Source organism: Arthrobacter sp. CJ23, from assembly GCF_024741795.1.
Lineage (GTDB): Bacteria > Actinomycetota > Actinomycetes > Actinomycetales > Micrococcaceae > Arthrobacter.
This window is the reverse complement of record NZ_CP102950.1, coordinates 373865-392537: the sequence shown is the minus strand read 5'-3', so window position 1 is coordinate 392537 and position 18673 is coordinate 373865. Positions and strand designations below refer to the sequence as shown.

The window sequence follows — 18673 nt, the reverse complement described above, 5'->3', positions numbered from 1 at the left end:
CGCCTCCGGAAATGGTCTGCTGGTTAGCGATCCCCCTCCCAATGACGAGAAGGTATTCGTATGCAGCAAACCCCAGCAGCCGTCAGGACGCCCGCCGCACGGGCCGTCGACGGCGTCGTCGAGACCGTTCTCAACCGCGGCCTCAACGTCCGCCACATCCGCTTCATGGCCCTCGGCTCAGCCATCGGCACAGGCCTCTTCTACGGCTCCGCTTCCGCGATCCAGAAGGCCGGCCCCGCCGTCCTCCTGGCGTACATCATCGGCGGCGCGGCCGTCTTCATGGTGATGCGGGCCCTGGGCGAGATGGCCGTCCGCCACCCCGTCTCCGGCTCGTTCGGCCAGTATGCCAGCCGCTACCTCGGCCCCTTCGCCGGGTTCGTGACCGGCTGGACCTATGTCTTCGAAATGGCGATCGTGGCCATCGCCGACGTGACGGCCTTCAGCATCTACATGGGCTTCTGGTTCCCGCAGGTGGACCGCTGGATCTGGATCCTGGCCATCATCCTGTTCCTGGGCGCCATGAACTTGCTCAGCGTCAAAGTGTTCGGCGAGCTCGAGTTCTGGTTCTCGCTCATCAAGGTGGTGGCGATCATCGCCATGATCGCGGGCGGTGCGGCCATCGTGGCATTCGGCTTCCAAGCCGGCGACGGCGGCGGCGTGGCACCGGGGCTGGGGAACCTCGTCAACCACGGCGGCCTGTTCCCGAACGGTTTCGAGGGGCTCCTGGCCGCGTTCGCCGTCGTGATGTTTGCCTTTGGCGGGATCGAAACGATCGGCATCACCGCAGGTGAGGCCGCCGACCCCAAGAAGGTCATCCCGCAGGCCGTCAACACCGTGCCCGTGCGCGTGCTGCTCTTCTACGTGCTGACCCTGGGTGTGCTGATGAGCCTGTTCCCTTGGAATGAGATCGGCAGCAACGGCAGCCCGTTCGTGCAGATCTTCGATGGCCTGGGCATCCCGGCCGCCCCGCACATCCTCAACGCCGTGGTCATCACGGCCGCACTGTCCGCCATCAACAGCGACATCTTCGGCGCCGGCCGTATCCTCTTCGGCCTGTCCCGGCAGGGCCATGCACCCAAGAGCTTCGGCAAGGTCTCCCGGCACGGCGTCCCCTGGATGACCGTGGTGATGATGGGCGGCATCCTGCTGGTGGGCGTTGTCCTGAACGCACTGATCCCGGAGAACGTGTTCGTGCTGATCGCCTCGATCGCCACCTTCGCCACCGTTTGGGTATGGGTCATGATCCTGGCCTCGCACGTGGCCATGAAGCGCGAGATCGCCCGGAAGGGCCTGCCGGCGTCGGAGTTCCCGTCCCCATGGTGGCCCGCGGCGTCGGTGCTGACCATCGCCTTCATGGCCATGGTGATCGTGATCCTGGGCGTCTTCGAGGACACCCGCGTGGCGCTCTACGTGGGAGGGGCCTGGCTGGCCCTCCTGTTCGTGGCGTACCGCCTGTGGGTCCGCGGCGGCGGCCGGCAGCGTGCCGAGCTAGTGGATGAAACGGCAGCGCTCCCGGTAGTGCCCGTCGCGTCCGGCGGCAGGGTTTCCGCCGGCAGCTGAGCGTCGACTCCCGGCGCAGGCCAGGGCTATCATCAGGCATGGTTCCGTTCACCAACCTCCTGGCGTTTGCCCTGGCCTCGCTGGTCCTCATCGCCATCCCCGGCCCCAGCGTGCTCTTTGTCATCGGCCGCTCGCTCGCCCTCGGGCGCAAAGGCGGGCTCCTGAGCGTGCTGGGCAACGCCCTAGGCATGGTGCCGCAGATCATCGCCGTTGCCCTCGGACTCGGCGTGGTGCTGGCCCAGTCGATCGTGCTGTTCACCATCATCAAGTTCGCCGGCGCGGCCTACCTGGTGTATCTCGGGATCCAGGCGATCCGGCACCGCGGCGGACGAACGACGGCGGCCGGCCCGGCGCCGTCGTCGTCCACCTGGCGCTTGCTGCGCGAGGGCTTCCTGGTGGGTGCCACGAATCCCAAGTCGATCGTGTTCTTCGTGGCGGTGCTGCCGCAGTTCGTTGACTACTCGGCGGGCAGCATCCCGGTGCAGCTCGCCTCCCTGGGTGCGGTTTTCCTGGTGATCGCCCTCGTCTCGGACAGCATCTGGGCCCTGGCCGCCGGCACCGCGCGGCACTGGTTCGCGCGCTCCCCCCAGCGCATCTCCACGCTGGGCGCCACCGGCGGGGTCATGATGATCGGCCTGGGCGGAACGCTGGCGTTGACGGGCAACAAGTCCTAGTCACCCCGCCCAACGGCCGTCTGACAAGGACGCGCCAACAGCGAGCGTTAGACCGCGGCAACCGCCGAGCGGACGGCAGCCGGCATCGGCGTCGTGGGCCGGCCGATCAGGGTGCGGAGGTCCGAGCCGCTGACCAGGAGGTCGCCGCGGGCAATGCCCAGGTCCGAGTCCGCCAGGATGTCGGCGAAGAACTCCGGCACGCCGAACCCGGCGAGGAGTCCGGCGTAGTCGCTGGCCGGGAGGTCCTGGTAAGCCACGGGCTTGCTGGCTGCGGCACTGATTTCCTGGGCCAGCTCGGCAAGCGTGAAGGCGTGGTCCCCGCCCAGCTCGTAGATCTTGCCGGCCTGGTCCTCGGCCACCAGAACAGCGGCGGCGGCCTCGGCGTAGTCCGCGCGGGACGCGGCGCTGACCCTGCCTTCGCCGGCGCTGCCCGCGATGGCGCCCTGGGCCAGGGTGCCCTGCAGCTGGTCCGTGTAGTTTTCGAGGTACCAGCCGTTGCGGAGGATGGCGAAGGGCACGCCGGACTCCTTCAGGATGGCTTCCGTTGCCTGGTGCTCGGCGGCCAGCTTCATGACGGTGGTGTCGGCGTTGGCCACGCTGGTGTAAGCCAACAGCTCCACACCCGCAGCCTTGGCCGCCTCGATGACCGTGCGGTGCTGCTTCACGCGCCGGCCAACTTCAGTGCCGGAGATGAGGAGTACTTTGCTGGCGCCTTCCAGCGCCTGCGCCACGGAAGCGGCGTCCGAGTAGTCCATTGCCCTGATCTGCACGCCGCGCCCGGCAAAGTCGGCCAGCTTCTCGATGGAACGGCCGGCGGCCACAATTTCCGCGGCGGGGACGTTGCGCTGCAGCAGGGCCTCGACGACGTGGCGGCCAAGCTGTCCGGTTGCTCCGGTGATGACGATGCTCATGGGGTGGTTCCTTTCACCATGTGTAGGGGGTCACCATGCACAACGAGCCATCCTGGGGAATACTTCCTGAAAGAGAGTACGCACTTTCAGGTAAGGTACGCACCTCTTGGTAAGATATGGCCATGGAAGCCATTGCCTTGCCCGCCAAACTGCGTACGGAGATTTCCGACGGCGTTTTCCCGGCCGGGTGCCCCAGCCGAACGGTCCTGGACCACATCACCAGCAAATGGGGCCTGCTGATCCTGCTGGCACTCTCGGAGGGTGAGCACCGCTGGAGCGAACTCCGGCGCCGGGCCGAGGGCATCAGCGAAAAGATGCTCGCGCAGACCCTTAAGACCCTGGAGCGCGACGGCCTCGTGCTGAGGAAGGCCCAGCCGGTGATTCCGCCCCACGTCGACTACAGCCTGACGGACCGCGGCTATGAACTGACCGCACTGCTGGTCCCCCTGGCCACCTGGGCCTACGACAACGCCGACGATATCCTCAGCGGCCAGCGCTGACCGGCAACACGTCCTGTCGCCGGCCAGGCCGCGGGCCTATCTGGCGGACCAGCCGCCGTCCATGGTGTAGCTGGCGCCGGTGACCATGCCTGCGTCGTCGGACGCCACCCAGGCCGCCAGCGACGCAACCTCGGCCGGCTCCACCAGCCGCTTCACGGCCGACTCCGTCAGCATCACCCCGGCCAGGACCTCGGACTCGGGGATGCCGTGCAGCAGGGCCTGGTCCGCGATCTGCTTCTCCACGAGCGGCGTGCGCACGTACCCGGGGTTGATGCAGTTGGAGGTCACCCCGCGGGGCCCGCCCTCGAGCGCCGTCACCTTGCTGAGCCCCTCCAGCCCGTGCTTGGCCGAGACGTACGCGCTCTTGTAGGCGGAGGCCCGGAGCCCGTGCACGGAGGAGATGTTGATGATCCGGCCGAAGCCGTTGGCATACATGTGCGGCAGCGCGGCCCGGATGAGCAGGAACGGCGCCTCGAGCATCAGGGCCAGGATGCGCCTGAACTCCACAGGCTCGAACTCCTCGATCGGGGCCACCTTCTGGATGCCGGCGTTGTTGATGAGGATGTCGCAGTCCAGCCGGAGGGACGCCAGGGCGTCCACGTCCAGCAGGTCCACGGCCCAGGCGGTGCCGCCCAGCTCATCGGCGAGCGCCGCGGCTCCGGCGGCGTCGACGTCGGCCACCACCACCTTCGCTCCCCGGGCGGCGAGCGCCCGGGCACAGGCGGCTCCGATTCCGCTCGCCCCGCCGGTCACCAAAGCCTTGCGGCCGTTCAGAGTGTTGTCCATCAGCGGGCTGCCTGTGCAGCACTGGCCAGGCCGTGCCGCACGGCGTCGGCCTTGTCCAGGTCCTCCAGCGCCACTCCGCGCGTTTCCTTCAGGCTAAGCACCGCGACGCAGGTGATGGCGCAGGCGACCACCAGGTAGATGGCGGTGGGAACCCAGGATCCGGTGTCCTTGAGCCACTGGGTGGCCAGGAGCGGCGCCAGCGAACCGGCGAAGATCGAGGTGACCTGGGAGCCGAGGGAAACGCCGGAGTAGCGCATGCGGGTGGGAAAGAGCTCGGACATGATGGCGGGCTGCCCGGCGTACATGAACGCGTGCAGGCACAGGCCGATGGTCACGGCCAGCACGATCACCGCGGCGTTGCGGGTATCGAACATCGGGAAGGCGAAGAACGGCCAGGCGGCACCGGCCACCGCGCCCACCAGGTACACGGGCTTGCGTCCCCAGGCATCCACCAGGCGCCCCACCTGGGGGATGACCAGGAAGTGGATGACGTGGGCGATCAGGAGGGCCAGCAGCAGGGACGAGGTGTCGTACTTGTGGACGCTCTTGAGGTAGACGATCGCGAAGCTCACCACGAGGTAGTACATGATGTTTTCGGCGAAGCGCAGGCCCATGGCCTGCAGGATGCCCTTGGGGTACTTGCGGATGACCTCGCCGACGCCGTAGCTGACGGCCTGCTCCTTCTCCAGCCGGGCTTTCGCTTCCAGGAAGATGGGCGCCTCGGTGACGTGGGTGCGGATGTAGTAGCCGACGAACACGATGACGGCGGAGAGCCAGAAAGCCACGCGCCAGCCCCAGCCGAGGAACGCCTCGCTGCTCAGGACGCTGGACATGGTGAACAGCACCGCAGTTGCCAGCAGGTTGCCCACCGGCACGGCGGCCTGCGGCCAGCTGGACCAGAAGCCGCGGGACTTGCTGGGGCTGTGTTCGGCCACCAGCAGCACCGCGCCGCCCCATTCGCCGCCCAGCGCGAAGCCCTGGATGAAGCGGAGGGCCACCAGCAGCGCGGGGGCCAGGTAGCCGATGTCGGCGAAGCCCGGGAGGCAGCCCATCAGGAAGGTGGCCACGCCCACGATCACGATGGTCAGCTGCAGCGTGGGTTTGCGGCCCAGTTTGTCGCCGATCTGGCCGAACACGATGCCGCCCAGGGGCCTGGCCACGAAGCCAACGGCGTAGGTGAGGAAGGCCTGGATGATGCCGTCCAGCTCGTTGCCGGTGGCCGGAAAGAAGTACTTGCCGAAAACCAGGGTGGCGGCGGTGGCGTAGAGGAAGAATTCATACCACTCCACCACCGTGCCCACCATCGAGGCCGCCACGATCTTCTTCAGGCCCGAGCCCTTGCCCGCCGCCTGCCCTGCTGCTGTTCCGGAGCGTTGCTCTACGCTCATGTCCATCTCCTTAGTGTCCTCGTTGACACGTGCTGTGATCCACAGCACGGAATGCTCCACTGAGTATTGCCGCAGATTCCTGGCCTCTCAATGACCAAAAGGGCACCAAGTATGTGCAAAATTGCAGATATGAATCCGAATCCGGACGATCTGCTCGTCCTCCTCGCGGTGTCCCGCTCAGGAAAATTCACGACGGCGGCCCAGGAACTGGGACTGAACCACACCACCGTCTCGCGCAGGATCGCCGCCCTGGAGAAGGCGCTCGGTGGCCGGGTGCTGGCCCGCGCCGCGGGCGGCTGGGAGGTCACCGAGCTCGGCGCCGGCGCGGTGACGGTGGCGGAACGGATCGAGGCCGCGGTGGGCGCGCTGGGACCGGGCGGCCGCGCGCCGGACCCGATCACCGGCGTCGTGCGCATGACCGCAACCGATGGCTTCAGCGCGTACATCGCCGCACCCGCCGTGGCGCGGCTCCGCAACGCGCATCCGGGGCTCAGCGTGGAGATCATCACGGTGACCCGGCGGGCGCTGCAGCAGCGATCGGGCCTGGACATCGAGGTGGTGGTGGGTGAGCCGCAGGTGCACCGGGCCGAGGCGCACCGGCTGGGCGAGTACAGGCTGGGCATGTATGCCTCGCGCGGGTACCTGGCGGTCCACGGCATCCCCGGAACCGCCGAGGAACTGACCCGTCACCAGCTGGTCTACTTCGTGGATTCCATGCTGCAGGTGGACGATCTGGACGCCCCGCGCCGGCTGGTCCCGTCCATGCGCGACGGCCTGAGCTCCACCAATGTGTTCGTGCATGTGGAGGCCACCCGGGCCGGGGCCGGCATCGGCTTCCTGCCCTGCTTCATGGCCGATCAGCACAACGACCTGGTGCGCCTGCTGCCCGCCGAATTCGCTGAGCTCCTGCCCTACTGGATGGTCCTGCGGCCCGATTCCCTGCGCCGCCCGGCCGTGGCCGCCGTGGCGCAGGCCCTGCGCGAACAGACGGCCGCGCACCGGGAAGCGCTGCTGGGGCAGGACGTGACGGCGCGAACGAACAGTTGATGCCCCTAAATCCGTGTTCTGGGGGCGTTAGCTGACCGTTCGCGCCGGGGTTTCGGGCGCAGCCTCAGCCGGATCCCGCCGGATCTTGGCGCCCGCGGCGAAGGCCCGCACCTGCGCGTCATCCCAGATGTGGGCCGGCACGGCGCCGCCCAGGAGCGTGCGCGCCAGCCGGGGGTCGTCGCCGAAGGGTTCGTGGCTGCCGGCCATGACCATGTTGCCGTAGCGGCGGCCCTTCAGCATGGCGGGGTCGGCGATGATCATGGTGTGTTCGAAGGTATCGGCGATGGTGGCGGCGTCCTCGCGGGCGTTCTTGAGGTCCGGGGCGTCGCCGGAGTTCACCACGTAGAGGCCGCCTGGGGCCAGCACCCTGTCCGCATGGTCATTGAATTCGCGCGTGGTAAGCGCCCGCGGCGTGAAAGCCCCGGCAAAGACATCGCGGATAATGAGGTCCCGGGTCTGCGGCGTGAGGCTCTCCGTGACCTGCCGGGCCTCGCCCACGCGGATCCGAAGCATGGGCGCCTTGGGGAGGTCGAACCAGCCGCGGACGTATTCGGCGAGCTTGCCGTCCAGTTCCACCACCACCTGGCGGGCGTCCGGGTAGGCGGCGTGGAAGTGCCGGGCCATGGAGCAGGCTCCGCCGCCGAGGTGGAGGGCTCGCAGCTTGGGCCGGGTTTCGGGCGGCCACTTGGACGCGACCAGCGCCGCGATCCAGCGCATGTACTCAAAGTCCAGGAACAGCGGATCGGCGAGGTCGATGTGCGAGCTCATCACGCCGTTGATCTTCAGGAGCCAGCCGTTGGAGTTGTCCGGGTCCGCCACGAGTTCGCAGTCGCCGGTGTCCACGTAGTAGACGCCCGCCACGGGACCGTCCGGGCGGGTGCCCGCGGGCACCTCGACCACTCCCGCCGTCGACCTGTCTGATTTGCCGGCCTTGCCGCGTTTCGCCATCAGTTGCGCCGTGCCTCAGTCATGCTTCAACCCTAGTTGACCGGCGGGACGCCCGCTCCGGGGTCAGTGCCCGACGGCGGGGCGCACCATCCGGTGTTCGGGCAGTTGGTGCCACTCAGGTGAACAGAGCTGCCTTTTGCCATCGGGCACGAAGCCGTTCCGGCGGTAGAACGCCTGGGCCCGGGGGTTGTCGTCAAGGACCCAGAGGTAGGCCGCCTCGGCGCCCGCCACGGAGTCAACCAGGGCCTGGCCGATACCCCGCCCGTGGACGCGCTGCAGCGTGTAGATCATGAACAGCTCAAGCTCGCAGGGACGGTCATAGTCACGGCCGGGGCCGGACGCGGCGATGCCCACCAGTTCGCCTGCAGCATCGTGCGCCAGCATCCGGGTGTGATGGTTCGCGATTGCGCTCCGATACCGCTCAATCCTGTCGGTTTGCTTCGTCTCCTGGAGTTCGAAGAATTCAGGCGGTAGCAAGTGTCCGTAGCTTTCACGCCAGGACCGGAGGTGCATGGCCACCATTTCGGCGGCGTCGCCGACGGTTGCCGGGCGCAATGTGAAATCCATCGGACCAGCCTAATCCTCCAGCCGCACCCCAGGGCCTAAGGCCCGAGGACGCGCGCCAGCGCGAAACCGTCCCAGCCTTTGGCGCCCACGGTCTGGATGGCCGTGGCATCGAGCCGGGGATCCTTGCCCATCATTTCGAGGGCACTGACAATTCCCGGGGCATTGATCATGTCCCGTTCCGGTTCCAGGATGGCGCCGTCCCAGATGACGTTGTCCATGACAATGACGGTGCCGGGCCTGCCGAGCCGGATGGCCCAGTCCAGGTAGTTGGAATCGTTCTCCTTGTCCGCGTCGATGAACACGAAGTCGAAAGCGCCCTGCCTGGCCACGTACTCCACCAGCGTGGGGAGCGAGTCAAGTGCCGCGCCCACACGGATCTCCACCTTGTGGCCCACTCCCGCGGCATCCACGTTGGCCCGCGCCACCTGCGCGTGCTTGGGCAAATATTCGCAAGTGACCAGCCGGCCGTCCTCGGGAAGTCCTTGTGCCATCCAGATGGTGCTGAACCCGGCAAGCGTCCCGATCTCCAGGATCCGCCGCGCTCCGGACATTTGCACCAGCATCCTGAGCAGCTTGCCTGCGTTCGGCGCCACCTCGATGGGCGGCATGCCCGCCTCGACGGCGGAGTGCAGCGCCCGCTGATGGGCCGGATCGGGATGCACGACGACGGCAGACAGGTACTCCTCGACAGCCACCCAGCCGGGCTGGGTCACGTGTTCAATCATGGGCCCCAGTCTTGCACCAGTGCGTCCGCGGGGGAAGAACGCCGTCGGGGTTGGAACCTTAGTCCTTCTGCTCCGAGATCGCAGCCTCCAAACGCTCCACCTTGCCAGTCAGCTCGCCCGAGTAGCCGGGGCGGATGTCGGCCTTGATCACCAGGGAGACGCGGTTGCCGTATTTGCCGACCGCCTCGGTGGCGCGCTTGACGACGTCGAACACTTCATCCCACTCCCCCTCAATGGTGGTGAACATGGAGTCCGTCTGGTTCGGCAGGCCGGATTCGCGGACGATCCGTACGGCTTCGGCCACGGCGTCATGCACAGAACCGTCGGTGGATGCGGTGCCAGAGCTGGGCTGGCCGGACGGAGCGACAGAGAATGCAAGCAACATGGCTCCAGTGTTTCACGCGCGGGGAATCCAGTCTTTCCCGCGCAAGAAGTCATATAACCGATTACAACAGCGCGGCAATCGGATGCGGCCGCCTGCATTGCTACTCTGACAGCATGGACCAGCCCTCCGAACGCAAGCCCCTCAGGGCGGACGCCGCACGCAATGTAGACAAGATCATCACCGCTGCCCGGCAGTGCTTCCGGGAGCAGGGTCCCGAGGTTCCCCTCCAGACCATCGCCGCGACGGCCGGCGTCGGGCCCGCAACTCTTTTCCGGAACTTCTCCGACAAGGAACAGCTGGTTCTGGCCGCACTGTCGCGGCAGCTGCGCCTCCATGTCGACCCCGTGGCCGAGGACGCCCTGGCCGGCATGGACGCCGCCGTGGGGCTCATCCGCATCATCGACGCCGTGATGCAGGTGGCCAGCGAAGACGCCAACCTGCTGGGCGCCGTCGCCGGCCGCCGCGGGCTGCTCATCGGCATCACCGGAGGTCTCATCGACTCCATCGAGACCTTGCTGGAGCGCGGACAGGGCCAGGGCTCGCTGCGCCGCGACATCACCATCGAAGACATGATCCGCCTGATTGCCATGCTCATCGGCGCCGTGGACACCATGGAGCCCGGTTCGCGTGCCTGGGAGCGGCCGGTGGCCTTGATCGAGGACGCCATCCGCACCGAACGCCCCAGCCGCCCGCTGCCCGCCCAGTCCGATATCCCCGGCGTCACGTTCGGCCAGGCGGTTTCCTAGCCCGCTCAGCCCCAGCCGAGCAGGCGCAGCACGGCCGCGGCCGCCGCACCCACAATCACCACCACGAGGAAGGGCGCGCGCAGCCAGAGAGCGACGGCGGCCGCAGCCAGGGCACCGATCCTGGCGTCCAGCACCAACCCCTGCCCCGAGGCGACGGCGTTGACGATGGTCAGGGAGGCGAGCAGGCCGATGGTCATGGTGCCGGCGATGTGCATGATGCGCGGGCTTTCCAGCAGCTTGGCCGGCACGAAGTAGCCCACGAGTTTGGTGAGGTACGCCAGCGCACAGGCGATCAGGATCCAGAGCCAGAGGTTCATTCGGCGCTCCGATGGTCGCGGCCCGCGTCGTGGTGCTTGTCGCGGTGGGGGTGGGCGTAGGGGTCGATGTCCGGCTCCAGGCCCTCGTCCTTGCGGGCGTGGCTGAACCAGCCGATCACGCCGGCCACCAAAGCCGCCACCAGAATAGGCACGCCCGAGGGCACGAAGGGAACGGCCAGCACGGTGGCCAGGGCACAGGCGGCGGCGATGGCCCAGGGTTCGCGGCCCTTGAGCCGCGGCCACAGCAAGCCTAGGAAGGCTGCCACAGCGGCGCCGTCCAGCCCCCACTGTTTGGGGTCGCCCATGGCATCGCCGGCCAGGGCGCCGACGGCGGTGAAGAGATTCCACAACAGGAATATGCCGATGCCGGCGGTCCAGAAGCCGCGCCGCTGCTCGTCCTGATCGCTCTGGCCCGAGGCCGTGGCGGTTGACTCGTCGATGGTCAGCTGGGCTGCGGCATACCTGCGCCAGCCCCGCGGCTGCAGCATCGCATTGATCTGCATCCCGTAGATGCCGTTGCGCAGGCCGAGCAGGGCACTGGCTGTCATGGCTGCGACGCCGGATCCGCCGCCGGCCACCACACCGATGAAGGCGAACTGCGAGCCGCCGCTGAACAGCAGCAGGCTCAGTGCCATGGTTTGCCAGAAATCGAAGCCTGAGGCCACGGACAGGGCACCAAAGGAGATCCCGTAGAAACCTGTCGCGATGCTGATGGACAGGCCGACCTTCACGGCCGGGGAGTCGGGCAGCTTCACTTCCGCAGCCTCCAGGCCCACAGCACCAGCGGCAGCTGCAGGGGCAGTCGGAGCGTGTGGACGCGACGCTCAGCCGGCGTGCCATCGGGACCATAGGCCCGGCGGAGGGCATCAATATGCCCTGCAAGGAATGTAGTGAACATGGCGGCAGTGCCGGCGGCCGCGGCCTTGCGGGTTGCGGGGATCAGGAGCCCGACGGCGGCAGCCGCCTCGAGCAGGCCGGTGGCGGCGATCCATTCCTCACGGGACATGATCGCCAAGGGACCGTTGCGCGGGGCTGCCGCGGCGAGCGCGGTCCCGCTGGCGCCTGCCGTCTCAGCGGCGTCAGCGTCGGCATCGTCATTGCGGCACAGGTAGTCGGGCACCACAGGGTAGAAGAACGAGGGCGACCGGAAATGCTTCATGGCGCTGGCCAACAGGAGCGCGCTCAGGGCCGTTGCGGACAGGGCCTGGGTGGCTCGGGCGGACCAGGTAAAAGACATGGGACCACTCAATCACATCCGCGCTGGGGCTCCATACCGCCCAGCGCGGCTACAGCTGTGCGAGGACCTGGGCTGGCCTGTTGGTGGTGATTTCGTGGATGCCCAGTCCTTGGCAGAGTGCCACGTCCTTCTCGGCATCCACGGTCCACACCCGGAAGCGGCGGCCCGATTCAAGCCAGCGCTGCACGGTGCGGGCATGCTGGCGCACGTAGTCGATGCCCGGGCCGGCGATCCCCACCTCGCCGTCGTCCAGGATCCGTTCGCCCTCCAGCTGCGCAGCCTTCATGACATTGGCCACGGCCCCGCCGGTCAGCAGGCCGAGACCAAGTTCCTGACGCACTTCCTCAACGGTGATGTCATCCACCAATTGGCAGAGGTGTTCGGCGGGAACCGTCTTGAGCAGATGCTTCACGGAGTCCGGGCTGAAGCTCATGAAGGAGACCCGGATGTTCTCCAGCACTGAGTCTTCCGGGGTCCAGCCTTCGGCGAGCAGCAGTTCGAGGACCCGGTCCTCGAGCTTGAGCTGGTAGGGGCTGGGGTGCTTGAGCTCGATCGCGAGGCCGATGCTGCGGCCTGCCCCGCGCAGGATATCGAGGAGCTCATCGAGCGTGAGCAGCTGGTCCGCGATGCCGCCGTACTCATCCGGGATGCGCGCACCCTTCCAGGACGAGAAGTCCAGGGCCCGCAGTTCCTCGAGCGTCCGTTCGGCCACGGGACCGGTGCCGTCCGAGGTCCGGTCCAGGTTGGAGTCATGGATCAGGACGATGTGCTGGTCTTTGGTCAGGTGGACGTCGCACTCCACGCCGTCGGCGCCGTCGGCGAGTGCCTTCAGGTACGCGGCGCGGGTGTGCTCGGCAAAGGTGGAACTGGCCCCGCGGTGGGCGTAGACCAGGGGCCTGCGGGAGGCGAAGTCGTCGCTTGTCATGCAGACACGGTAGCCCAACACCCTGCGCACACGGGGCTACGCTGGGCACATGCAGGTGAACTCTGAACAAATCCCGGACACGCTCAGCGCGCCCCCCACGGCAGCCGGACCCGCAGCGGGTGCTGCTGGCGCCGTCGGGCTTTCCTCCGGCGACGCCGCGAAGGCTGCGGCCCTGCGCAAGATGAAGGCCGTGGCGCTGGGGCTGCTGATCGGCATGGCGGTGGTGTTCACCCTCGCGTATGCCTTCCAGAAGGAGTACCCCTGGCTCGAATACGTCCGGGCGGCGGCCGAGGGCGGCATGGTGGGTGCGCTGGCGGACTGGTTCGCCGTGACGGCCCTATTCAAGTACCCCATGGGCCTGAAGATCCCGCACACTGCCATCATTCCGCGCCGCAAGGACCAGATCGGCGAATCGCTGAGCGACTTCGTGGAGACCAACTTCCTGTCCGAGCAGGTGGTGCAGCAAAAGCTGGCCAGCATCGACATCGCCCGCAAGGCCGGGGCCTGGCTGGCCGGGCCGGGCGGCGCCGAACGCGTGGCCAAGGAAGGCGCGGCGCTGATCCGCGGCGCGTTCACCGTGCTCAACGACGACGACGTCCAGGCGGTGATCGAGGGCATGGTCCGCAAGCACCTGCTGACTCCGCCGTGGGGGCCGCCCGTAGGCCGGATGGCGGAGCGGATCTTCGCCGACGGCCACCACCACAAGCTGGTGGACCTGCTGGTGGACCGCACCGCGGACTGGGTGGACGCGAACCATGCCGCGGTGAACCGGCTGGTGTCCGACCGTTCGCCGCTCTGGGTGCCGTCCTTCGTGGATGACCTGGTGGGCGACAAGGTCTACCTGGAGCTGTCCAAGTTCGTCCGCGCGGTGCAGCAGGACCAGGACCACCAGGTCCGCCGCGCCATCGACACCTACCTCACGGAGCTGGCCCAGGACCTCCAGCACGATCCGGTGATGATCGAACGCGCCGAGGGCATCAAAGCCCAGATCCTGGGCGATCCCGAGGTCCGCGAACTGGCGTCCCGCACCTGGGGCACCATCAAGAACGCCCTGCTCGGCGCCGTCGAGGATCCCGAGAGCGAGCTCACGCAGCGCTTCAAGAGCGCTGTGCGGGACTTCGGTTCCCGGTTGGTCAACGACGACGAACTCGCCGGCAAGGTCAACGCCTGGATCGGCGACGCGGCTGGGTACCTCGTGACCACCTACCGCTCGGACATCGCCGGCGTCATCTCGGACACCGTGGCCCGCTGGGATGCCGAGGAAACCTCGCAGAAGATCGAGCTTCAGGTGGGCAGGGACCTGCAGTACATCCGCATCAACGGCACCGTGGTGGGCGCCCTGGCCGGCCTGGCGATCTTCACGGTGGCGCACCTGCTGTTCGGCTGATGTGCTGCGCTAAGACGCTCATGCATGCTCCAGCCCGGATCACGCGAGCAGCTTTGCTTGTCCGTCAGAATCCCGTCCGAGCTTGGCGAAGAGCATGAGCACCAGCGCGGTTCCGGACAGCACTCCGTCCGCAAGGCCGGCGGGGAGAAGGAAGATCATCAGAACGAGCGTCACGATGCAGTTGATGAGGGAGAGCCCGAGCCCCCACAAGCGGTTGCGCAGCAGACCGATAGCGCCGAGAACACGCAGTGCGGCAAAGATCCCGCTCATCGCCATCATGAGATAAAGATTCTCCTGCAGGTAGGGCAGGGCGAAGACATCAGCGCGTTCAACTATCACCGTCTCCGGGATGCCGAGGGCGAGGAGTACGACGAGCCCGACGAACACCAACCCCTCCATGAGAACACCTTGGGCCAGGAGCAGCGCACCGGCCCACCGATACTGCAGTCGTCGAGTTCCATCCACGTAGCGACAATATGCGATGGCAGCACGGATGGTGGAACCCGGAATAGCGGACGTTGGCTTGGACGGAGCCGGCTACGTGAAGATCAAGAAGAGTTGCGTCGGGACTGCCACGAACTTAAGTGAGTTCTTGACCGCAAACGGACGCGAGGCCTGGGCTGGACACTTGTGGACCCCGCGGGACATTGCGGGCGGCTGATCCGCTGCAATTTCCACCAACCTTCGGTTCCCGGCTGGTCAACGACGACGAACTCGCCGGCAAGGTCAACGCCTGGATCGGCGACGCCGCCGGCTACCTCGTGACCACCTACCGCTCGGACATCGCCGGCGTCATCTCGGACACCGTGGCCCGCTGGGATGCCGAGGAAACCTCGCAGAAGATCGAGCTCCAGGTGGGCAGGGACCTGCAGTACATCCGCATCAACGGCACCGTGGTGGGCGCCCTGGCCGGCCTGGCGATCTTCACGCTGGCGCACCTGCTGTTCGGCTAGGGCGAGTTTATGTGCAGCTCCTGCTCCTGACTGTCACAGCACATGGGGTAACAGGGGGATCCTCCTGACGGCTGATGGCAGACTGTGGCGTATCCGGCAACAGGAAGGCCAGCGCTATGGCATACATCGATCTGAGCGATGCGAGCGCCAAAGCCGGCGGCTCGCGCCAGCTGGGCGGGTATCTGGCCGAGCCTGAAGGCGACGGCCCTTTTCCGGCCGTCCTGATGATCCACGAAGCCTTCGGTGTGAACGATGTGATACGCAGCCATGCGGACCGGCTGGCCGCAGCCGGTTACCTGACGCTGGCCGTGGACCTCTACAGCGACGGCGGCGCTCGCCGCTGCCTTGTGAGCACCATGCGGGCCATGATCTCTGGTACCGGCAAGGCCTTCACTGATCTGGGTACCGCACGGACCTGGCTCGGCAATTCGGAGCGCAGCACCGGAAAGACGGGTGTGATCGGTTTCTGCATGGGCGGCGGCTTTGCCTTGCTTGTGGCCAGGGACGGCTTCGATGCTGCGTCCGTGAACTACGGGCAACTCCCCAGGCACCTTGAGGAGTCCTTGCGCGGCGCCTGTCCCCTGGTGGCCAACTACGGCGGCCGGGACCACACGCTGCCGGGCGCGGCCGCCAAGCTGAAGTCCGCCCTCAACGGCCTTGGAATCGAGAATGACGTCAAGGAGTTTCCCACCTCCAGCCACGCCTTCATGAATGAAGTCGACTTGGCACCGAAACTGCTGCGTCCGCTGAACCGCATCATGGGCATCAAGCCGGACCCGGAGGCTTCCCCCGAGGCGTGGCAGCGGATCGAAGACCACTTCGGGAAATACCTCAAAGAATCCGGGGGCTCTTAGGGGCAGGAACTGCATAGGCTCCGGGGCCTACCCCAGCAGATGCACCATCTGCCCGGGCCTCGCCTGCGCCAGGAGGTCCAGGTCGGCGTCCTGCACCACGGCGATCACGGGGTCCTCGCCCGTGGCCGGGTGGTCGGCGAGGCAGATCTGCGGAAGGCCCGACGGCGGCACCTGGACTGAGCCAGCAACCAGGCCGTGGGAGGCGGCTGCTTCCGTCCGGGGCGGCGTGAGCGGCCGGCCCAGCAGCCGTGCGCCCACTCGATCCGAGTCCGGCGACAGCGTCCACGGTTCGTTGGTGAGGCGGAACCAGGCATCGGCGTCGAACTCCCGGGCCTGCGGGCCGGGATCCACGCGGAGCACGACGGGACGTCCGGGATCCGGGGCACGCCTGGCCAGGTGGTTGTGGGGTTCCGTGGAACCGCCGTTGGCCGCCACGCCGTTGCCACCCGCCAGCCGCCCGAACTCCAGGGAATCCCCGGCGCGCAGTGGCTCCGGCCCCGCCTCAATGCCGCCCTGGACCGCCAGGTAGTAGCGGATTCCGAACAGCGCGGGCCCAAAGTCCAGGACCGTTCCCGGGGCGACGCGGACGGCCTGGTTCAGGGGCAGCTCGGCGCCGTTGAGCTGCACCATGCCCTCGGCCCCCGTGACTGCAATGGCGGAGGCGGTGACGAACCGCAACCGCAGCCCGCCCAGCAGGACTTCAAGCCCCGTCGCTGTCCCGGGGTTGCCGAGCAATGAATTGGCCAGGCGCAACGCCGCCCGGTCGAGGGCTCTGCCGGTGCCGCGCACCAGGGTCAGAGCGCCCGGGTCCATCACCACGGCACCCATCAGGCGGCGCCCATCGCACCGCCGCGCCGGACCAGCCGGGCGCCGCGCGGGTCACGGGTCACAGCGAACTCAGGCGAAGGCTTCAATCCCAATACCGGCTTCCTCGAGCCCGGCACGGACGGCCGCGGCCATCTGCACTGCGCCGGGGGTATCCCCGTGGACGCAGAGCGAGTCCGCCCGCACCGGCACCACCGTTCCGTCCACCGCGACAATCTCGCCCTGCTTCGCAAGGCGCACGGCCTGCGCGACCACGGCTCCGACGTCGTGCAGTACTGCGCCTTCCTGCGAGCGCGGCACCAGGGTACCGTCCGGCTGGTAGGCGCGGTCCACGAAGGCCTCGCGGAAGACGGGGTGGCCGGATTCCTCGGTGAGGCGCAGCAGCGCGGAGCCGGGCAGGCCGAGGACGGGCAGCCCCGGATCGTAGGCGTGGATGGCGGCCACCACGGCCTCGGCCTGATCGGTGTCGTGCACGATCCTGTTGTAGAGGGCGCCGTGCGGCTTCACGTAGTCCACGGAGGCACCCACTGCGTGGGCCATGCCGTCCAGGGCGCCGAGCTGGTAGAGGACGTCGCCGAAGAGTTCGTCGAAGGACATGTCCATGGAGCGGCGGCCGAAGCCGTGCAGGTCCCGGTAGCCGACGTGGGCGCCCACGCGGACGTCGAGCTCGAAGGCGGCGCGGCAGCTGTCCAGCATGGTCAGGGGGTCGCCCGCGTGGAAGCCGCAGGCCACGTTGGCGCTGCTTACGATGCGGAACATGGAGGCGTCGTCTCCCATGTTCCAGGAGCCCAGGGACTCCCCCAGATCAGCGTTAAGATCCACTGTTTCCGCCTTCCAGCGAGGGTTTGTGGGCGGCTGGCAACAGCTCGCCCGGGATGGTTTCCGGCATGGGGCCGAAGGCTTGTTTGGCGGTGGCCGCGACCGCGCGGCCCATGACCAGGTTGCCGGCGCCGCCCACCACCGCACCCACTCCGAAGGGCAACGCGCGGCCAAGGAAGGCGGTGCCCTGCCGTTTGAGCAGGCTCTTCAGGAAGGCCCGCTGGATGGCGTCGCGGACCAGGCCGAAGCCGCCGCCCGGCAGTTTCTTGGTGAGGGTCTTGCCCCAGGCATTCGACACACCCGTGCTCCGGCCCAGCGACTGGCCGCTGAGCGCCCCCAGCAGGGCGGTGCCTTCCTCGCCCAGCATGATGGCCATGACCATGGTCCTCGCCCGGTCCGGGTCCACCAGCCGGATGCCGTGCAGTTCGGCCAGCGACGCCGCATAGAGGGCGGTGGCCTCGAGGAAGCCGATCGTCGCGACAGCGGACAGTCCCAGCGATGCGGCGGTGCCGATCCCGGGGACGACGGCGGTGGCCCCGACGGCGGCACCCCCGCCGGTGACGGCGGCCAGGTAGTCGCGCTCCAGTTTGGCGGCCAGCTGTGCGGCGGTGGCGTTGGGGTGCCTGCGCTGCAGGCGGCGCAGATTGGCCAGCACCAGCGGGCGCTGGACCTCGACGGCGCGCAGCAGCACAGTGTGCACTCCCGGTTTCGGGTTCCCGTCCGCGTCAAAGACAGCATTGTGGGCCGTCTCCTGGGCAATTTTCACCGCCGGATTGGGGCGCTTGGCCATCGTCTCCCTGCCTTGGACGTCTGCGGACTGGCGTTGTTGTTCCTTGGCCTAGCCTAGGCCACCGGCCGCCTTCCCGGCGTAGACTTGAGTGCATTCACGGGAGCAGTCCACAGAGGGACAGGGAGTATCCGGAATGAACACCACGGGCAACACCGAACACATCGTGCGCCACCACAGCGACGCCCCGGCCGAAGGCGAAACGGAGGGCTGGGTCTCGCACGACACCGGCATCCACAGCCAGGAACCCGCCGAGGGCCCGGACATCGACGACGCCCCGGAAGCGGCGGCGGATGCGGATACGGGGCCCGAGGAAAGTTGACGGTTTCCAA

Annotated in this window: 23 protein-coding genes and 1 pseudogene; 9 read left to right on the top strand and 15 right to left on the bottom strand. The window is 67.7% G+C overall.

What is annotated here, in order from left to right; genetic code table 11:
* Positions 1-60: 60 nt before the first annotated feature.
* Both NVV90_RS01700 and NVV90_RS01695 read left to right on the top strand, forming a co-directional pair.
* Complete coding sequence (locus NVV90_RS01700; RefSeq protein WP_258439474.1) at positions 61-1560, top strand: amino acid permease; 1500 nt, start codon at positions 61-63, stop codon at positions 1558-1560.
* 38 nt (positions 1561-1598) lie between these two features.
* A complete protein-coding gene (locus tag NVV90_RS01695) occupies positions 1599-2234 on the top strand; it encodes a LysE family translocator (protein ID WP_258439473.1) in 636 nt (211 codons plus the stop codon).
* A 47-nt stretch (positions 2235-2281) separates the two neighbouring features.
* Here the strand turns inward: NVV90_RS01695 and NVV90_RS01690 are convergent, their stop codons facing one another.
* On the bottom strand, positions 2282-3145 hold the full coding sequence (locus tag NVV90_RS01690; RefSeq protein WP_258439472.1) for an SDR family oxidoreductase: 864 nt from the start codon (positions 3143-3145) through the stop codon (positions 2282-2284).
* 122 nt (positions 3146-3267) lie between these two features.
* On the opposite strand from NVV90_RS01690, the gene NVV90_RS01685 reads away from it, so the two are divergent.
* The gene (locus NVV90_RS01685) at positions 3268-3645 is read left to right on the top strand and encodes a helix-turn-helix domain-containing protein (protein WP_258439471.1); all 378 of its coding nucleotides are present in this window, start codon (positions 3268-3270) and stop codon (positions 3643-3645) included.
* Positions 3646-3681: 36 nt separating this feature from the next.
* Here NVV90_RS01685 and NVV90_RS01680 read toward each other — a convergent pair whose 3' ends face one another.
* Positions 3682-4431, bottom strand: coding sequence for a 3-hydroxybutyrate dehydrogenase (locus NVV90_RS01680; RefSeq protein WP_258439470.1), 750 nt, complete (start codon positions 4429-4431; stop codon positions 3682-3684).
* The gene (locus tag NVV90_RS01675) at positions 4431-5819 is read right to left on the bottom strand and encodes an MFS transporter (protein WP_258439469.1); all 1389 of its coding nucleotides are present in this window, start codon (positions 5817-5819) and stop codon (positions 4431-4433) included. Before NVV90_RS01675 ends, NVV90_RS01680 begins: the two co-directional genes overlap by 1 nt.
* 129 nt (positions 5820-5948) lie before the next feature.
* Here NVV90_RS01675 and NVV90_RS01670 point away from each other — a divergent pair, with 129 nt between their 5' ends.
* Positions 5949-6866 carry a LysR family transcriptional regulator gene (locus tag NVV90_RS01670; RefSeq protein WP_258439468.1) on the top strand — a complete coding sequence of 306 codons (918 nt, stop codon included), beginning with the start codon at positions 5949-5951 and terminating at the stop codon, positions 6864-6866.
* Between the two features lie 27 nt (positions 6867-6893).
* On the opposite strand, the gene NVV90_RS01665 is transcribed toward NVV90_RS01670, so the two are convergent.
* The 4 genes from NVV90_RS01665 to NVV90_RS01650 form a co-directional block, all read right to left on the bottom strand.
* The gene (locus NVV90_RS01665; protein WP_258439467.1) at positions 6894-7814 is read right to left on the bottom strand and encodes a spermidine synthase; all 921 of its coding nucleotides are present in this window, start codon (positions 7812-7814) and stop codon (positions 6894-6896) included.
* A 63-nt stretch (positions 7815-7877) separates the two neighbouring features.
* Positions 7878-8381, bottom strand: a complete 504-nt coding sequence (locus tag NVV90_RS01660; protein WP_258439466.1) for a GNAT family N-acetyltransferase — start codon at positions 8379-8381, stop codon at positions 7878-7880.
* Between the two features lie 35 nt (positions 8382-8416).
* Positions 8417-9106 carry an O-methyltransferase gene (locus NVV90_RS01655; RefSeq protein WP_258439465.1) on the bottom strand — a complete coding sequence of 230 codons (690 nt, stop codon included), beginning with the start codon at positions 9104-9106 and terminating at the stop codon, positions 8417-8419.
* A 58-nt stretch (positions 9107-9164) separates the two neighbouring features.
* On the bottom strand, positions 9165-9491 hold the full coding sequence (locus NVV90_RS01650) for a thiamine-binding protein (RefSeq protein ID WP_258439464.1): 327 nt from the start codon (positions 9489-9491) through the stop codon (positions 9165-9167).
* A gap of 113 nt (positions 9492-9604) precedes the next feature.
* On the opposite strand from NVV90_RS01650, the gene NVV90_RS01645 reads away from it, so the two are divergent.
* Entirely contained in the window at positions 9605-10237 is a 633-nt protein-coding gene (locus tag NVV90_RS01645; RefSeq protein ID WP_258439463.1) for a TetR/AcrR family transcriptional regulator, read from the top strand.
* A gap of 5 nt (positions 10238-10242) precedes the next feature.
* Here NVV90_RS01645 and NVV90_RS01640 read toward each other — a convergent pair whose 3' ends face one another.
* From NVV90_RS01640 to NVV90_RS01625, 4 genes are read right to left on the bottom strand one after another with little or no spacing between them, the layout of a single operon-like run.
* Entirely contained in the window at positions 10243-10554 is a 312-nt protein-coding gene (locus tag NVV90_RS01640) for an AzlD domain-containing protein (RefSeq protein WP_258439462.1), read from the bottom strand.
* Entirely contained in the window at positions 10551-11309 is a 759-nt protein-coding gene (locus tag NVV90_RS01635; RefSeq protein ID WP_258439461.1) for an AzlC family ABC transporter permease, read from the bottom strand. The genes NVV90_RS01640 and NVV90_RS01635 overlap by 4 nt, the downstream gene beginning before the upstream one ends.
* Positions 11306-11791 (bottom strand): hypothetical protein, encoded by a 486-nt coding sequence (locus NVV90_RS01630; RefSeq protein ID WP_258439460.1) that lies wholly within the window; start codon positions 11789-11791, stop codon positions 11306-11308. Before NVV90_RS01630 ends, NVV90_RS01635 begins: the two co-directional genes overlap by 4 nt.
* Positions 11792-11840: 49 nt before the next feature.
* A complete protein-coding gene (locus tag NVV90_RS01625; RefSeq protein ID WP_258439459.1) occupies positions 11841-12716 on the bottom strand; it encodes a glycerophosphodiester phosphodiesterase family protein in 876 nt (291 codons plus the stop codon).
* A 49-nt stretch (positions 12717-12765) separates the two neighbouring features.
* On the opposite strand from NVV90_RS01625, the gene NVV90_RS01620 reads away from it, so the two are divergent.
* On the top strand, positions 12766-14103 hold the full coding sequence (locus NVV90_RS01620) for a DUF445 domain-containing protein (RefSeq protein WP_258439458.1): 1338 nt from the start codon (positions 12766-12768) through the stop codon (positions 14101-14103).
* Between the two features lie 39 nt (positions 14104-14142).
* Here the strand turns inward: NVV90_RS01620 and NVV90_RS01615 are convergent, their stop codons facing one another.
* Positions 14143-14568 carry a hypothetical protein gene (locus NVV90_RS01615; RefSeq protein ID WP_258439457.1) on the bottom strand — a complete coding sequence of 142 codons (426 nt, stop codon included), beginning with the start codon at positions 14566-14568 and terminating at the stop codon, positions 14143-14145.
* Between the two features lie 218 nt (positions 14569-14786).
* On the opposite strand from NVV90_RS01615, the pseudogene NVV90_RS01610 reads away from it, so the two are divergent.
* Positions 14787-15056, top strand: a pseudogene (locus NVV90_RS01610) (DUF445 family protein); the annotation flags it as partial.
* A 116-nt stretch (positions 15057-15172) separates the two neighbouring features.
* Positions 15173-15910: a dienelactone hydrolase family protein gene (locus NVV90_RS01605; protein WP_258439456.1), complete on the top strand. Its 738-nt coding sequence runs from the start codon at positions 15173-15175 to the stop codon at positions 15908-15910.
* 27 nt (positions 15911-15937) lie between these two features.
* Here the strand turns inward: NVV90_RS01605 and NVV90_RS01600 are convergent, their stop codons facing one another.
* The 3 genes from NVV90_RS01600 to NVV90_RS01590 all read right to left on the bottom strand — a co-directional run bounded on the left by NVV90_RS01600 (position 15938) and on the right by NVV90_RS01590 (position 18344).
* Entirely contained in the window at positions 15938-16738 is an 801-nt protein-coding gene (locus NVV90_RS01600) for a biotin-dependent carboxyltransferase family protein (RefSeq protein ID WP_258439455.1), read from the bottom strand.
* Positions 16739-16807: 69 nt separating this feature from the next.
* Positions 16808-17557 carry a LamB/YcsF family protein gene (locus NVV90_RS01595; RefSeq protein WP_258439454.1) on the bottom strand — a complete coding sequence of 250 codons (750 nt, stop codon included), beginning with the start codon at positions 17555-17557 and terminating at the stop codon, positions 16808-16810.
* Positions 17547-18344, bottom strand: a complete 798-nt coding sequence (locus NVV90_RS01590; RefSeq protein ID WP_258439453.1) for a hypothetical protein — start codon at positions 18342-18344, stop codon at positions 17547-17549. The genes NVV90_RS01595 and NVV90_RS01590 overlap by 11 nt, the downstream gene beginning before the upstream one ends.
* A 133-nt stretch (positions 18345-18477) precedes the next feature.
* On the opposite strand from NVV90_RS01590, the gene NVV90_RS01585 reads away from it, so the two are divergent.
* Complete coding sequence (locus tag NVV90_RS01585) at positions 18478-18663, top strand: hypothetical protein (protein WP_258439452.1); 186 nt, start codon at positions 18478-18480, stop codon at positions 18661-18663.
* Positions 18664-18673: the final 10 nt, after the last annotated feature.

Coding starts and splice junctions, on each gene's coding strand:
- NVV90_RS01700 (WP_258439474.1), top strand. CDS start 61: ATGCAGCAAACCCCAGCAGCCGTCAGGACGCCCGCCGCACGGGCCGTC.
- NVV90_RS01655 (WP_258439465.1), bottom strand. CDS start 9,106: ATGATTGAACACGTGACCCAGCCCGGCTGGGTGGCTGTCGAGGAGTAC.
- NVV90_RS01585 (WP_258439452.1), top strand. CDS start 18,478: ATGAACACCACGGGCAACACCGAACACATCGTGCGCCACCACAGCGAC.
- NVV90_RS01695 (WP_258439473.1), top strand. CDS start 1,599: ATGGTTCCGTTCACCAACCTCCTGGCGTTTGCCCTGGCCTCGCTGGTC.
- NVV90_RS01625 (WP_258439459.1), bottom strand. CDS start 12,716: ATGACAAGCGACGACTTCGCCTCCCGCAGGCCCCTGGTCTACGCCCAC.
- NVV90_RS01670 (WP_258439468.1), top strand. CDS start 5,949: ATGAATCCGAATCCGGACGATCTGCTCGTCCTCCTCGCGGTGTCCCGC.
- NVV90_RS01640 (WP_258439462.1), bottom strand. CDS start 10,554: ATGAACCTCTGGCTCTGGATCCTGATCGCCTGTGCGCTGGCGTACCTC.
- NVV90_RS01590 (WP_258439453.1), bottom strand. CDS start 18,344: ATGGCCAAGCGCCCCAATCCGGCGGTGAAAATTGCCCAGGAGACGGCC.
- NVV90_RS01685 (WP_258439471.1), top strand. CDS start 3,268: ATGGAAGCCATTGCCTTGCCCGCCAAACTGCGTACGGAGATTTCCGAC.
- NVV90_RS01680 (WP_258439470.1), bottom strand. CDS start 4,431: ATGGACAACACTCTGAACGGCCGCAAGGCTTTGGTGACCGGCGGGGCG.
- NVV90_RS01690 (WP_258439472.1), bottom strand. CDS start 3,145: ATGAGCATCGTCATCACCGGAGCAACCGGACAGCTTGGCCGCCACGTC.
- NVV90_RS01620 (WP_258439458.1), top strand. CDS start 12,766: ATGCAGGTGAACTCTGAACAAATCCCGGACACGCTCAGCGCGCCCCCC.
- NVV90_RS01650 (WP_258439464.1), bottom strand. CDS start 9,491: ATGTTGCTTGCATTCTCTGTCGCTCCGTCCGGCCAGCCCAGCTCTGGC.
- NVV90_RS01600 (WP_258439455.1), bottom strand. CDS start 16,738: ATGGGTGCCGTGGTGATGGACCCGGGCGCTCTGACCCTGGTGCGCGGC.
- NVV90_RS01665 (WP_258439467.1), bottom strand. CDS start 7,814: ATGGCGAAACGCGGCAAGGCCGGCAAATCAGACAGGTCGACGGCGGGA.
- NVV90_RS01605 (WP_258439456.1), top strand. CDS start 15,173: ATGGCATACATCGATCTGAGCGATGCGAGCGCCAAAGCCGGCGGCTCG.
- NVV90_RS01630 (WP_258439460.1), bottom strand. CDS start 11,791: ATGTCTTTTACCTGGTCCGCCCGAGCCACCCAGGCCCTGTCCGCAACG.
- NVV90_RS01660 (WP_258439466.1), bottom strand. CDS start 8,381: ATGGATTTCACATTGCGCCCGGCAACCGTCGGCGACGCCGCCGAAATG.
- NVV90_RS01675 (WP_258439469.1), bottom strand. CDS start 5,819: ATGAGCGTAGAGCAACGCTCCGGAACAGCAGCAGGGCAGGCGGCGGGC.
- NVV90_RS01645 (WP_258439463.1), top strand. CDS start 9,605: ATGGACCAGCCCTCCGAACGCAAGCCCCTCAGGGCGGACGCCGCACGC.